Origin of the sequence: Bradyrhizobium sp. Ai1a-2 (assembly GCF_000426245.1) — a bacterium.
Taxonomy (GTDB): Bacteria; Pseudomonadota; Alphaproteobacteria; order Rhizobiales; family Xanthobacteraceae; genus Bradyrhizobium.
This window is the reverse complement of the sequence record NZ_AUEZ01000085.1, coordinates 1-13556: the sequence shown is the minus strand read 5'-3', so window position 1 is coordinate 13556 and position 13556 is coordinate 1. Positions and strand designations below refer to the sequence as shown.

Here is a 13556-nt window from a genome sequence, read left to right as displayed (position 1 = left end):
AGGGCAGACGTTGAGGTTCGGGCGGTCTAACTGATCGCCCCGCGATCTACGATCGCCTTCCGCAGGATGCGCGATAGCGACTCGACCGAGTAGGGCTTCTGGATCAGCTCGAACCCGCGGTGCGCGTTTTCGGCGAGCACGTTGCTGTATCCGCTGGTCAGGACCACGGGCAGGCCGGGATAGCGGTCGCGGATCACGCTGGCGAGCTCCACGCCGTTCATGCCGGGCATGATGACGTCGGAGAATACCAGGTCGGCGGAAAACTCGTCTTCGGACAACAGGGCGAGCGCCGCATTGGCATTCGCCACGCGCTTGACCGAGTATCCGAGGTCTTCCAGCAGCTCGGTCGAGAACTGCCCGACGTCGTCATTGTCCTCCACGACGAGGACGCGATAGCCGCGGCCCGTGGTCGCCGGCTCGCTGGCGATGGCTGCGGCGGATGCCGCATCGGCCGGTCGTGCTGCCTGCGGCAGATAGATGGTGAAGGTCGCGCCTTGCCCGAGCGTGCTGACGACATCGATGTCGCCGTCGGATTGCTTGGCGAAGCCAAATGCCTGGCTCAGGCCGAGCCCGGTTCCCTTGCCGACTTCCTTGGTGGTGAAGAACGGCTCGAAGATCGATTGCAAATGATCGGGTGCGATGCCGGTGCCGGTGTCGGCTATGGCGATCGCGACAAAGGCGCCGCGCCGCGTCGGCTGGGCGCGCAGGGCAGGGATGCCCTGCACCTTGCGCACCGTGATCGCGAGGTGGCCTTCGCCGTCCATGGCGTCGCGGCTGTTCACCGCGAGGTTGATCAGCGCGGTCTCGAATTGGGCGATGTCGGCGATGGCAAAGCAATCGGGGGCATCGATCTCGACATCGATCTGGATGCGCGCGCCGACCAGCGGCCGGATAAGCTGGGTCACACTGTCGACCTGCGCGCCGACATTGAAGACCTGTGGTTTCAGCGGCTGGCGGCGGGCAAACGCCAATAGCTGCGCGGTCAGCTTGGAGGCGCGCTCCACCGTTTCGGAGATCGCGTCGATGTAGCGATGCCGGCGATCCTCGGGCAGGTCGCGGCGGCGCAGGAAGTCGGTCGCGGAGCGGATGATGGTCAGGAGATTGTTGAAGTCGTGGGCCACGCCGCCGGTGAGCTGGCCGACGGCTTCCATCTTCTGCGATTGCCGCAGCACCTCTTCGCCCTGGCGCCGTTCAGTGATGTCGACGGCTTCGGCCACGGCGCCGATCACGGTGCCGTGCTGATCACGAAGCGGGCGCATCGCGAAATCGAAATAGCGTTCGCCGCTCGGGAGCCGCAGCATCATTTCGGTCTTGACGTCGTCGCCCTTCATGACGACCAAAAAGGCATTTCGAACCAGCTTGGGCAAGCCGTCGGTCGCGGTGAACCAGGGCGTTTCCGAGAACCGCTTGCCGATGACATCGCGGGCCTCGGCGCGGATGCCGGCCAGCGCCGTCCGGTTGGCATGGAGCACGTTGCCGTGCTGATTGAGCAGAACCTGATACTGGTGGCTGGTCTCGAAGATCGCGCGCATTTGCGCTTCGCTGGCCTCGAGTTGCGCGGTGCGCTCGGAGATGCGCAATTCGAGCGTCTCGTTCAGCCGGCGCAGCTCGATCTCGGCCTGTTTGGCCGCGGTGATGTCGTGGGCCACCCCGATGAAGCCGATATGGTCGCCGGTCGGATCCCAGCGCGGTTGCGACTCCGAACGGAGCCAGCGCCATTCGCCGTCGGCGCGCAGATAGCGCGCCTCCAGCACGAAAGGCTTGAGCGAGGCTTCGCCCGCGATCGATTCCTGCACGACGCGCGGCATGTCGTCGGGATGCAGCCGCTTGCGCCAGTCGAACTTGATGGCTTCTTCGAAGGGAAGGCCGAGGAAATCGATGTAGGCCCGGTTGGCAAAGGAACGGGTGCGGTCGAGCTTGGTCACCCAGATCGGAACCGGCGCGCTGTCGGCGATCAGGCGGAAGCGCTCCTCGCTCTCGCGCAGCTTTTCCTGCGCGAGCATGCGTTCGGTGATGTCGATATGGGCACCGACCAGACGGAGTGCGCGGCCGTCGCGGTCGCGCTCGATTTCCGCGATCACGGCGATCCACCGGATATCGCCGTCGCTCGGACGGATGATCCGGTACTCCGCCATGTAGTCTTCGCTCGTCCCGGCCAGGACATCGAAGAAATGCTTGATTGCGCGCTCGCGATCGTCCGGGTGGATGCGGTCGGCCCAATCCTCGTGGGTCTCGTTGACAGCGTCCGACCCCAGTCCGTGGATAATCAGGTATTCCGGCGAGCGGCGGTTGCGGAAGCCCTCGCGGAAATCGACCTCGACGCCGCCGACGCGGCCGATACGCTGGATCCGGGCAAGCTCCGCCTCGCGCTCCTGGAGTGCGCGATGGGCGCGGTCGCGTTCGCGGGCAATTTCTTCCAGATGCTGGCGCAGCCGTTCAGCGGCGACCGTCTCGGGAAGGACGTTCATAGGGTCTGGCGGCATCGGGGCGGGCGACCTCTTCGCGCAGTTTCACACAACGGAAGAGGGCTTGCCAGCGTCATTTGGCCTTGGTTCCGGGCCTGCAGTTATAGGCCCTGCGGAATCCCGCTGCCTGCGCGTCATCTTCAGAGCAGAACCAGCGGTCCGGTTTGGTTAATCCAGGGTAACTGCGGCACGCCTGCAGATGATAGATGCCGATATCGCCGGTGACGCGGGCGCGCACGGCGAACTTGCCCTTGATGTTGCAGCTTGCAGGCATGGGGAGATCTTCAGGGAAAAGCACGTCGCGGATCGCGCGATCGCGGTCGGCGGGGCACGATGCGCCCAGCAGCGCGCCGTCCTGCTTGCCGCGGCGGAACTCCTGCGGGGCAACAAAGCAGCCTTTCCACAGGCCCTGGCGGTCTTCCCTGGCGCGCGCCTCTTCAGGCTTGAAGCGGCCGGTGGCGGACGCCTCGACGTTCAGGGCAAAGCCCCGTTGCACCATCAGCTCGCTGAGGCTGGTGGGATCGCCTTCGATCTTGCACACGCCCAGGTGCCGTTTCTTATAGTTCGGGTCGGGACCGAGATCGTCGCAGCGAACCTGGCTGTCGCCGATCAGCTTCGCCAACTGGTCACGGGCCTCGATGCCGCAGGTCCAGCTCTCCGCATGCTCGTCGATGCACAATTGGTCGATCGGCGGCGCGTCGATGCCGTCGAGCCGGTAGGTCACGTTGCCGAGCTGAAGTGTACTGGCGTTCCTGACGGTGGCGTTGGCGGCGAAGGCCTGGCTCGCCGGAAGGGCTATCAGGATCAGCCCTGCGATCAATGTGCGTAATGGCATGGTCTGCAATCGATGAAATGCGTGCGGGGGAAAGCCTTCTAGCACGAAGCTTCCGCGAAGCTATTCCGCCTTGAGAAAAAGCTGCCGGAACTGGTCGACCGTGACCGATCGATGGTTGACATTCATGGAACAAAAAGAGAACATAGGTATTCGCCCCACGTCCCGGAAATCGCCAGATGTCCTCTCGTCCCAGTGCCAGCACCGAGGATATCGACACATTGGAAGCTGCCGTGGATGAGGCTATCGCGGCCTGCGGCGGCAATAAGCGGGCCACCATCCGCGCGCTCATCGTGGCCAATGACTATCTGGAAAACGAGGTCGGCGAGCTGATGAAGGCCGTCTCTCGCGCCTATGTGCGTGGTAGATTTAATACCTATACGGGTTGATGGCTTCGGGCGCAGGGCGCAAGCCCGCCGCCTCGATATAGACCGTTGCCTCTCCTGAGTTTTCCTGTACCACGTCAATTGAGACGCCTGCCGCCCGTGCACCCTTGCGGGTGAGGATCCTGCCCAAACGCTCAAGCAAGAAGAACATGTTCAAACGAATCCTGATCGCAAATCGCGGCGAGATCGCCTGCCGGATCATCAAGACTGCACGTCACATGGGGATTGAGACGGTAGCGGTCTATTCCGAGGCCGACCGTGATGCGCTGCATGTCGAGATGGCTGACGAGGCCGTGCTGATCGGCCCACCGCCGGCGGCGGAGAGCTATCTACTGATCGACAGGATCGTGGATGCCTGCCGCAAGACCGGCGCCGAGGCCGTTCACCCCGGCTACGGCTTCCTGTCCGAACGCGAGGCGTTTCCGCGCGCGCTGAAGGAAGCCGGCATCGTCTTCATCGGGCCCAACCCCGATGCAATCGCCGCGATGGGCGACAAGATCGAGTCCAAGAAAGCGGCCGCGAAGGCCAAGGTCTCCACCGTGCCCGGCCATCTCGGTGTCATCGAGGACGGCAAGCATGCGGTGCGGATCGCGGACGAGATCGGCTATCCCGTAATGATCAAGGCTTCCGCCGGCGGCGGCGGCAAGGGCATGCGGATCGCGCATTCGAAGGCCGAGGTCGAGGAGGGCTTCAACCTCGCGAAGGCCGAAGCGAAATCCTCCTTCGGCGACGACCGCGTCTTCGTCGAGAAGTTCATCGTCGATCCCCGCCACATCGAGATCCAGGTGCTCGGCGACAAGCACGGCAATGTGATCTATCTCGGCGAGCGCGAATGCTCGATCCAGCGCCGCAACCAGAAGGTCATCGAGGAGGCGCCGTCGCCGCTGCTCGACGAGACCACGCGCCGCAAGATGGGCGAGCAGGCGGTCGCGCTGGCGAAAGCGGTGAACTACGACTCCGCCGGCACGGTCGAGTTCGTCGCCGGCCAGGACAAGAGCTTCTACTTCCTGGAGATGAACACGCGCCTGCAGGTCGAGCATCCCGTCACCGAACTCGTCACCGGGATCGATCTCGTCGAGCAGATGATCCGCGTTGCCGCCGGCGAAAAGCTCGGCCTGGCGCAGAAGGACGTGACGTTGACGGGATGGGCGGTGGAATCGCGCGTCTATGCCGAAGATCCGTTCCGTAACTTCCTGCCTTCGATCGGGCGCCTGGTGAAGTATCGTCCGCCGGCCGAGAAGAGCCAGGACGGCGTCACCGTCCGCAACGATACCGGCGTGCAGGAGGGCGGCGAGATATCGATCCATTACGATCCGATGATCGCCAAGCTCATCACACATGCGCCGTCGCGCGCGGCGGCGATCGAGGCGCAATCGAGCGCGCTCGACGCCTTCTACGTCGACGGCATCAGGCACAACATTCCGTTCCTGTCGGCGCTCATGAACCATCCGCGCTGGCGCGAAGGAAAGCTCTCCACCGGCTTCATCGCGGAGGAATATCCGAAGGGATTTTCGGCGCGGCCGCCGGAAGGAGAAATCGCGCGGCGACTGGCGGCCACGGGCGCGGCCATCGACCACGTCCTCGGCGAGCGCAAGCGGCAGATTTCAGGACAGATGAATGGTCGCCTGGTGCAGCGGGAGCGGCGTCGCGCGGTGTGGCTCGACCACGACGAGATCGCGCTCGACGTTGCGCGCGAGGCCGACGGCATCGTGGTGCGTTTCATCGGCAGCGACGGGCAGCCGGGCAATCCACATAACCTGGTCTCGACGTGGGTGCCGGGCGAGCCGGTTTGGCAGGGCACGATCGACGGCCAGTTCGTGGCGATGCAGGTGCGCCCAATCAACAACGGATTCCGCCTCGCGCATCAGGGATTTGAGGTTCCGGTCTACGTCTTCACCGAAACCGAGGCGACGTCGGCGCGTCTGATGCCGGTGGTCTCGGCTGCCGATACCGGCAAGAAGCTTTTGTGCCCGATGCCGGGGCTCGTGGTGTCGATCGCGGTCAGCGAAGGGCAGGAGGTCAAGGCCGGCGAGACGCTTGCGGTCGTCGAGGCCATGAAGATGCAGAACGTGCTGCGCGCCGAGCGCGACGGCACGGTGAAGAAAATCCACGCCGCTCCCGGCGCAACGCTGGCGGTCGACGCGCTGATCCTCGAATTCGTGTAAGGCATGATCCGGAACGTGGATACCGGTTCTCCGAAAGGGATCGCGCCCAAGCTGACATAGAGAGAGCTCCCATGACTTTCCGCGCGCGACGCGAAGCACTGCGTTCGATCCTTGCGGGCACCGGCTGCGTCCGGCCGGGCTCGGTCTACGATGCGACGTCGATCCGGATCGCCGAGGACCTCGGCTTCGAGGTTGGCATGTTCGGCGGCTCCGTCGCCTCGCTCGCGGTGCTCGGCGATCCCGATATCGCCCTGATCACATTGACCGAGCTTGCCGAGCAGATGCGGCGGATGTCACGGGCTTCGGCTCTCCCTGTGCTGGTTGATGCCGACCACGGCTATGGCAACGCGCTCAACGTCCGCCGCACCGTGCAGGAGCTTGAGGTTGCCGGCGCCGCCGGCCTCACCATCGAGGACACCTTGCTGCCGCAGGCGTTTGGTCAGGCCAAGACTCAACTGATCTCGCTCGAGGAGGGCGTCGGCAAGATGAAGGCGGCACTCGACGGCCGCGGCGATCCATCGCTAGTCATCATTGGCCGCACCGGCGCGGTGTCCATCACCGGCCTTGATGTTGCGATCGTGCGCGCGAAAGCCTATGAGGCCACCGGTGTCGACGCCTTGTTCTTTACCGGCATCAAGGCCAAGGCGGAGCTGGAAGCGATCTCCGCGGCGACGACACTGCCGATCGTGCTCGGCGGAGCGCCGGAGGAGATGGCTGCGCCGGATTATCTTGCGGGCCTTCGCGTGCGGATTGCGCTGCAAGGCCATGCGCCGTTCGCCGCCGCGACGCAGGCCGTCTACGAAACGCTGAAGGCGTTGCGCGAGGGCGTGTCGCCGAAAAGCCTGCAAGGGCTGCCATCCCCGGAACTCACCAGCCGTGCGATGCGCGAGGCTGAGATGAAAGCGCGCAGCAGCGCGTTCCTGGGACTGAAGAAGTGAGCGACACGATCCGTCATGTCATGATCCGCGGTCGTGTGCAGGGCGTCGGTTATCGCGCCTGGGTCGAATACCAGGCGCGTGTGCGCCAGCTCGAGGGCTGGGTTCGCAACCGAAGGGACGGCAGCGTCGAAGCGGTCCTTGCCGGGCCCGAGGTCGTCGTGTCGGAAATGATCGCCGCGTGCCGGCGCGGGCCGACCGCCTCACGAGTCGATGCCGTGCAAGACGAGGCCGGCGGTCCCGATCTCCTCAAGCTGCGCGAAGCGGGGGAGGGCTTCTCGGTGCTGGCGACGGTGTAGGGCGCTTCCGCAACCTTCAAATCCAGAACGGGACGGAGCAAGCAGCGGCTTGACATGCGCCCTGTTCTATCAGATATTTCTGTCATGACAGAAATAACCGGCAAGAGAAAACTTCCGCCCGCAGTCGAGCGCTTCATCCTGCATTGGGGCGACATGGGGGACGAGTGGGGTGTCAACCGCTCGGTCAGCCAGATCCACGGCCTGCTCTATCTCGCCGAAACGCCGATGACGGCGGAGGACATCGCCGACACGCTCGGCATGGCGCGCTCGAATGTGTCCAATTCGATCAAGGAGCTGCTTGCCTGGAATCTGATCCGCCGCGTGCCGATCCTCGGCGACCGGCGCGATCATTTCGAGGCGGAAACCGACATCTGGGAAGTCGCGGCGCGGATCGCCGCAGGGCGCAAGGAGCGCGAGATCGATCCGGCGATCGCGGCGCTTCGCGCCTGCGTGTCGGATGCGGCCGAGGATCCCACGATCAGCCCGGTCGCGGGCAAGCGGCTGAAGGAGATGCTGGCTTTCACCGAACTCGTCGACCGCTGGTACAGCCAGATGCTCAACGTGCCGCGGCCGCGCCTGGTCGCGCTGATCAAGCTCGGCGAGAAAATCGTGAATCTGCTGCCGACGGGAAGAGCCAGATAGGCAAGCAAGTGGGAGCGTGCGATGGCGTCAGCAAGGATAACCAGCCTCAAGACATCGCCGGCTTCCAACGCAAGACTGCACGACGACAACAGGTTTCGTGCGCTGCTCCCCGACGAGGACTGGGGACGGCTGCCGGTCGCGGTCTGGCGGCGCTTCTCGAAGCGCCTCGCCGAGGGCGGGACCATCATCTATGTCGGCGAAATCGATGAAGTCACCTTCAGTTACGCCGGCTGGTGGCTGGCGCAGGCCGCGCGCCTGATCGGCGGGCCGTTGCCGACCGGCACCGAGACCGGCGTCCCGGCTATCGTCACGGTGACCGAGGATGCAGCCACTGGCGGCCAGATCTGGAGCCGCATCGCCACGCGCAGCAACGGCTTTCCGCAGGTCATCCACTCCTGCAAACGATTCGCTGGTCCAACGGGGCTCGAGGAATATGTCGGCTGCGGTGTCAGCATGGCGCTCAAGATATCGGTCGCGCGGGAAGCGCTGGTGTTTCGCAGCTCCGGTTATTCGCTGCAGCTCGGTCCGTTCCGATTGCCGCTGCCGGAGTGGCTCACGCCGGGCGATCTCACCGTGACCCATCGCGATCTCGGCGGCGACCAATTCCGCTTCACGCTCGAGATCATTCATCCCCGCTTCGGCATGCTGATCCGTCAGTCCGCTGTGTTTAGGGAGACCATCTCATGACGCCGCTGCTCTGGACCCTGATCGCCATTCAAATCGTGATGGGGGTATTCGACACCTTCTATCACCATGAGTTCACCGAGCGCCTGGCGTGGCGTCCGTCGCAGCGTTTCGAGCTGCAGCTCCACGCCGTGCGCAACATGTTCTATGCGCTGCTGTTCCTCATTCTCGGCTGGCTCGAGGTGCACGGCGTTTTCGCCATGCTGATCATTGCCGTGCTGGTGGCGGAAGTCGTCATCACGCTGATGGATTTCGTCGAGGAGGATCTGAGCAGGAAGTTGCCGGCGAGCGAGCGTATCAATCATACGCTGCTCGCGATCAATTACGGCGCCATCCTGGTCCTGCTGCTGCCGGTCCTGATCGGCTGGGCGATGCAGCCGACCGGGATCAAATCGGCTTACACCGGTCTTCTCAGCATCGCGGCAGCGGCGGCCGCTGTCGGCGCTGCGCTTTGCGTCTTGCGCGATTTCACGGCCACAAAACGCCTGGCGCGCATGACCATCGCGCCCGCGCGCGAGCTTGTGACGGGTTTGCCCGGCCGGCAGACGGTGCTCGTCACCGGCGCCACCGGCTTCATCGGCAGCCGCCTCGTCGCAGGCCTCACGGCCGCCGGCCATCAGGTCATCGCGCTGATCCGAAATCCGGCAAAGGCCGAGCTGTTGCCGCCGCCGATCACGCTGATCACGAGCCTCGACCAGATTCCTGCGGAGACCAGGATCGACGCCATCGTCAATCTCGCGGGCGAGCCGATCGGCAACGGCCTATGGACCGAGGCCAAGCGCCACGAGATCCTTGCCTCGCGGATCGATATCACCGGCGACGTCGTGAAACTGATCGCGCGTCTCGAACGCAAGCCGGCCGTCCTTGTCAGCGGCTCCGCGATCGGATGGTACGGGCTGTGGCAGGACCAGGTACTGACCGAGTCGGCCAAGTCACACGCCTGCTTCAGCCATGAACTCTGCGAGGCCTGGGAGGAGGCGGCGCGTCCCGCGGAAGAATTCGGCGTCCGCGTTGTCTGCCTGCGGATCGGCCTGGTGCTCGGCACCGACGGCGGCTTCATCACGCGCATGCTGACGCCGTTCGAATTCGGGCTCGGCGGGCCGCTCGGTTCGGGCAGGCAATGGATGTCATGGATCGAGCGCGACGATCTCGTCCGTCTGATCGCGCATGTGATCGCGAGAGCCGATCTCACAGGTCCGATCAATGCGACCGCGCCGATCCCGGTGACCAACGCCAAATTCACCGAAGAGCTCGGGCGCCGGCTGCATCGACCCGCAATCTTTCGCGTCCCCGCCGGCCTGCTGCGCCGGGTCGGAGGCGATTTCGCCAAGGAGCTGTTGCTGGGCGGCCAGCGCGTGCTGCCCAACAAGGCGCTCAGCAACGGCTTCGTGTTCCGGCACGAGACGCTGCGCAGCGCATTCGAGGCGATCTTGTGAGGCCGCGGGCGGCCCGGTGCTAAGTCGTCTCTGGCAGCCGCGCTTCGGCTGCGCCGAACACCTCGATAAACGCCTGCCGAAGCGCAACGTCGACGTCGGGCAGCGTCACCGGCAGGCCGAGGTCGACCAGGGAGGTGACGCCGTAGCGTGGGTCGACCACGCCGCAGGGCACGATCGCGGAGAAATGCGAGAGGTCCGGCTCGACATTGATGGCGATGCCGTGAAACGACACCCAGCGCTTGAGCCGCACCCCGATCGCGGCGATCTTGTCCTCGAATCCCGGCCCCTTGTCGGGCCGCTTGACCCAGACGCCGACACGGTCCTCGCGGCGCTCGCCGCGGACATTGAAGGCGCCAAGGGTGCGGATGATCCATTCTTCCAGAGAGGCGACATAGGCGCGCACATCCGGCCGGCGCCGCTTCAGGTCCAGCATCACATAGGCCACCCGCTGTCCGGGGCCGTGATAGGTGATCTGGCCGCCGCGCCCGCTCTCGAAGATCGGGAATCGCGCCTCCAGGAGATCGCCGGCCTTGCCGCTGGTGCCGGAGGTGTAGAGCGGGGGATGCTCCAGGAGCCAGACCAGTTCGGGTGCTTTCCCGGCCGCGATGTCGGTGACGCGTGATTCCATTGCGGCGACGGCGTCAGGGTAGGGCACCGGGGCATCCGAAATCCGCCACTCGACGGCTTCGCCGCCGTTTGGGTGCGCAAAAGTAGTCAAATCGAGGTTTTGGCGGGCATTAACCATTAGATAACCATCACGTGGTCTGGTGGAACCACAATCTAGTCTCGGTTTGGCGGTTCAGAAGTGGCTACCCTCGATAAAGTCAGTGTCGATCTCATGGTGGTGCTTGGCACCACTACGATGCCAATTCACCAGGTTATGCGGCTTTCCCGCGGCGCCATCATCGAACTGGACGCCACCGAGGCCGACGAGGTCAAGATCCTCGCCAACAACCTGCCCATCGCCAGCGGCGTCGTGCTGGTCGATCGCAACCGGATTGCGGTCGAGGTCAAGCAAATGCTGCCGAAATCCCCTGATGTTAGGTAGTTAATTGGCCACTTATCGGCTTGTCCCCCACCATCCGATTTGATACATCCCGCCGTCGATCCGGCGGCGGCCCTTAGGTTCCCTCCGGCATCCCAAGCGCTCGTGGCGGAATTGGTAGACGCGCTGCCTTGAGGTGGCAGTGAGTAAAATCGTGGGGGTTCGAGTCCCTCCGAGCGCACCATAAACCCAGTTTTGGCATTGAAATCGCTAGATTTTTTTGCGTGCGTTACTACGCAAAGTTACTACTCTGTTCTCGCTGGATGTTCCGGCTGTGTTCGCGCCGCGCGCCAACATGAATTCATCCAGCGACTGGCTCTGATCGAACGCCACGATCTTCTCCATTCCGCTCATCCCGAGCTTCTCCCGGTTCGCCTGCGCGATGTAGTGCGCGGGCATTTTCGGATCGGTCCAGCCGAACATCGCCATCATTTGACTCTCGGTGCAGTCGGCATACGCGGCCACCTCGGCCCGAGCCTTACGGACCCCATGGCAGCTTTTCTTGGGCTCGTTGACGCCGGCCAGGACCGCGTACTTCTTGAACTTCATCGCCCATGCCTTCTTGTTCATCGGTAGCACCCGGCCGCGCAGCTTCTTGCCGGTGAACACCTCCGCGCCGACGATCCCCGCCGCCCGCGCCGCCCGCAGGCTGTCGGCGAACTCCGGGTGCACTGGCACGGTCACAGTGGTGTTGCCCTGGCTCTTCTCGGTCGTGATCTGCACGGCCATCTTGCGGACGATCTGTCGTAGATGCGGCGGCCCGAAGCGGTGCGCGTCACCAAGCCGGAGGAAGGTGTAGTGCAGGATGTCGAACATCAGCCGCGCCTCAGTGCCGAGCGACCACCTCGCCCGAAAGAGCGCCATGTCCTCCTCGGTCCAGGGCAGGAAACCGCCACTTTCGCGGCTCGCCTTCGCCTTGCCCGACTTCAGCCCGATGGTCGGATCGTCGTCCTCGTCGAGATGACCTTCATCGATCATCCAGCGGATCATGCCGCGCAGTGCCGACAGCAGGTTGCCAGCCTGTGACGGTGTGCGCGCCTTCATCTCGGCCTTGATGACCCTGCGAGTCAGTACTGCAAATGGCTTCTCGCCGTTCTCCGGCAGCAGCGACTCAATCAGCCCCGTGCGCTGAAGTCGTGTCGAGTCTGCAAGGCCCTGTTGGCCGACGGTGAGATCGCCAAACCAGTGGTCGCTCTCCTTGTATACGCCCCAGTACCATCGCAAGGTACCCGGCTTTGGCGGCGCCGCGGGCAGAGGAGGGCGTGGTTCGTTACGCTGCTTCTGCGCGTTGATGTAATCGCCCTCGTTGCCATACAGCGCGATCTGGGCGGCGATGGCGGTATCGACCTCGGCGTTGAACTCGGGTGTGCCGAATTCGGCCTTGATCCGGATCTTCGGCAGCTTGTTGCGCAGTTGCACGTAATAGCGCAACTGTCCCCATTGGCTGACGTCAACATGAAGATAACGCCGCTCCGGCTGGTCCGGCTTCACCGTGGGCTTCACCCGACGCATACGCTTCACTCCGCCGAGCACCGAGATCGCCGCGTCGAAGGCGATGTCGAACGCTTCGGTGCCGTACTCCTCACTGATGCCGATCCGGCGGCCCTTGGCGCTCACCTTTACATACCAGCGCAGCGCGCCCCGCGCGGAATAATCGAAGCAGAGGTACCTGCGCAGATCCCCGGGGGCGCGGGGGTCGCGATTCTCCGTTCCAAGCATTGGCGGTCTCCGTGAACCAATGCTTGGAGTCTAGCGATGCGTTGAGTCCGCATCAATTGCATAAGGTGCCCTTCACCCGCTTTCGGTGCGTTTCAGGTAACGCTGCAGCGCCTCCGATGGCACCCATACCTCGTCGAGACCTGTTGTGGGCGTGGTTGGCGCGGCGCTCGGCGTCAGTGCAATCCGAATAGCGCCGTCTGCATCGACACTGACCGCGCTCGCGCCGGCTTCCTTGGCGGCGCGGATTGCGCGAGCTAGGTCTGCTTGAGTAACCTTTGCCGGACGCCGCGGCATGAACCTTTCTCCTATCGTGAGCACGTTCGAACTGCGCGCTTCCCCGTCACGAGACACTGATCATTCCGAGTGCGACCACAGCGCGTTTGCCATCAGCTTCTGCGTTGGTGGCCGCGAAATCGAAGGAGGAATGGTACGGGAGAGAGCGCCGCGCTGATTTATTCAACCACGGCGTTCACTGGTTACTCTAGTGAAGGGAGATAAGACTTGGAGCATTATGAGATAGTCGAAAGAGCCAAAAATCATTGTGAGCTAGCGAAGTCGAAGAAGAGGATAGCGATCATTTTCTCTTGATCGACTTAGCTGGGACGCTTTCGAGTTTCTCTAGGTGGTGTGGACACTTATCTCAGCCATAAGACGATGGCTGCGAGCGTGACAACAGCGTGGTAATTTCGGGCGGTCTTTTCGAAGCGGGTTGCGACGCGACGGAACTGCTTGAGTTTTGAGAAGCAGCATTCCACGAGATGACGCTGGGCATAGAGATGCTTATCGAGCGGATATTTGAGCGCACGTGACGGGTTGTTGGGGATGACGGCCAGCGCTCCCTTGGCGGCGATGGCTTGGCGCAAGTGATCGGCGTCATAGGCCGTATCGGCCATGATGACCTCGGCAGGCAGTCCCTCGATCAGGGCCGCAGTTTGCGGTGCATCGCCC

14 protein-coding genes and 1 tRNA gene are annotated in these 13556 nt (G+C 63.7%); 9 read left to right on the top strand and 6 right to left on the bottom strand.

Annotation, left to right across the window (positions count from 1 at the left end; all coding sequences use genetic code 11):
- Nucleotides 1-26 precede the first annotated feature (26 nt).
- Both K288_RS0135665 and K288_RS0135660 read right to left on the bottom strand, forming a co-directional pair.
- Nucleotides 27-2468 (bottom strand): PAS domain S-box protein, encoded by a 2442-nt coding sequence (locus K288_RS0135665; RefSeq protein WP_244443381.1) that lies wholly within the window; start codon nucleotides 2466-2468, stop codon nucleotides 27-29.
- Between the two features lie 70 nt (nucleotides 2469-2538).
- Nucleotides 2539-3300 carry a thermonuclease family protein gene (locus K288_RS0135660; protein WP_051334913.1) on the bottom strand — a complete coding sequence of 254 codons (762 nt, stop codon included), beginning with the start codon at nucleotides 3298-3300 and terminating at the stop codon, nucleotides 2539-2541.
- Nucleotides 3301-3476: 176 nt separating this feature from the next.
- Here K288_RS0135660 and K288_RS0135650 point away from each other — a divergent pair, with 176 nt between their 5' ends.
- The 7 genes from K288_RS0135650 (at nucleotide 3477) to K288_RS0135620 (ending at nucleotide 9844) form a co-directional block, all read left to right on the top strand.
- Complete coding sequence (locus K288_RS0135650) at nucleotides 3477-3686, top strand: hypothetical protein (protein WP_027583839.1); 210 nt, start codon at nucleotides 3477-3479, stop codon at nucleotides 3684-3686.
- Between the two features lie 146 nt (nucleotides 3687-3832).
- The gene (locus K288_RS0135645; protein ID WP_027583838.1) at nucleotides 3833-5848 is read left to right on the top strand and encodes an acetyl/propionyl/methylcrotonyl-CoA carboxylase subunit alpha; all 2016 of its coding nucleotides are present in this window, start codon (nucleotides 3833-3835) and stop codon (nucleotides 5846-5848) included.
- A 71-nt stretch (nucleotides 5849-5919) separates the two neighbouring features.
- Nucleotides 5920-6786 (top strand): isocitrate lyase/PEP mutase family protein, encoded by an 867-nt coding sequence (locus K288_RS0135640; RefSeq protein ID WP_027583837.1) that lies wholly within the window; start codon nucleotides 5920-5922, stop codon nucleotides 6784-6786.
- Entirely contained in the window at nucleotides 6783-7082 is a 300-nt protein-coding gene (locus K288_RS0135635) for an acylphosphatase (protein ID WP_027583836.1), read from the top strand. Before K288_RS0135640 ends, K288_RS0135635 begins: the two co-directional genes overlap by 4 nt.
- Nucleotides 7083-7166: 84 nt before the next feature.
- On the top strand, nucleotides 7167-7724 hold the full coding sequence (locus K288_RS0135630; protein WP_027583835.1) for a MarR family transcriptional regulator: 558 nt from the start codon (nucleotides 7167-7169) through the stop codon (nucleotides 7722-7724).
- Nucleotides 7725-7745: 21 nt separating this feature from the next.
- Entirely contained in the window at nucleotides 7746-8411 is a 666-nt protein-coding gene (locus K288_RS0135625) for a DUF4166 domain-containing protein (RefSeq protein WP_027583834.1), read from the top strand.
- On the top strand, nucleotides 8408-9844 hold the full coding sequence (locus tag K288_RS0135620; RefSeq protein ID WP_027583833.1) for a TIGR01777 family oxidoreductase: 1437 nt from the start codon (nucleotides 8408-8410) through the stop codon (nucleotides 9842-9844). The genes K288_RS0135625 and K288_RS0135620 overlap by 4 nt, the downstream gene beginning before the upstream one ends.
- 19 nt (nucleotides 9845-9863) lie before the next feature.
- Here the strand turns inward: K288_RS0135620 and lipB are convergent, their stop codons facing one another.
- Nucleotides 9864-10589 (bottom strand): lipoyl(octanoyl) transferase LipB, encoded by a 726-nt coding sequence (gene lipB / locus K288_RS0135615; RefSeq protein WP_027583832.1) that lies wholly within the window; start codon nucleotides 10587-10589, stop codon nucleotides 9864-9866.
- A 60-nt stretch (nucleotides 10590-10649) separates the two neighbouring features.
- Between lipB and K288_RS0135610 the strand changes: the two genes are divergently transcribed.
- Together K288_RS0135610 and K288_RS0135605 are read left to right on the top strand one after the other, a co-directional pair.
- Complete coding sequence (locus K288_RS0135610) at nucleotides 10650-10892, top strand: FliM/FliN family flagellar motor switch protein (RefSeq protein ID WP_027583831.1); 243 nt, start codon at nucleotides 10650-10652, stop codon at nucleotides 10890-10892.
- Nucleotides 10893-10988: 96 nt separating this feature from the next.
- Nucleotides 10989-11073, top strand: a tRNA-Leu gene (locus K288_RS0135605).
- Nucleotides 11074-11099: 26 nt separating this feature from the next.
- On the opposite strand, the gene K288_RS0135600 is transcribed toward K288_RS0135605, so the two are convergent.
- The 3 genes from K288_RS0135600 to K288_RS0135595 form a co-directional block, all read right to left on the bottom strand.
- Nucleotides 11100-12608 carry a tyrosine-type recombinase/integrase gene (locus K288_RS0135600; RefSeq protein ID WP_027583830.1) on the bottom strand — a complete coding sequence of 503 codons (1509 nt, stop codon included), beginning with the start codon at nucleotides 12606-12608 and terminating at the stop codon, nucleotides 11100-11102.
- 72 nt (nucleotides 12609-12680) lie between these two features.
- Nucleotides 12681-12902 carry a hypothetical protein gene (locus K288_RS52890; protein WP_152535826.1) on the bottom strand — a complete coding sequence of 74 codons (222 nt, stop codon included), beginning with the start codon at nucleotides 12900-12902 and terminating at the stop codon, nucleotides 12681-12683.
- A gap of 341 nt (nucleotides 12903-13243) precedes the next feature.
- Nucleotides 13244-13556, bottom strand: a 313-nt coding sequence (locus K288_RS0135595; RefSeq protein ID WP_027583829.1) for an IS5/IS1182 family transposase, incomplete at its 5' end; no start/stop codon positions are given.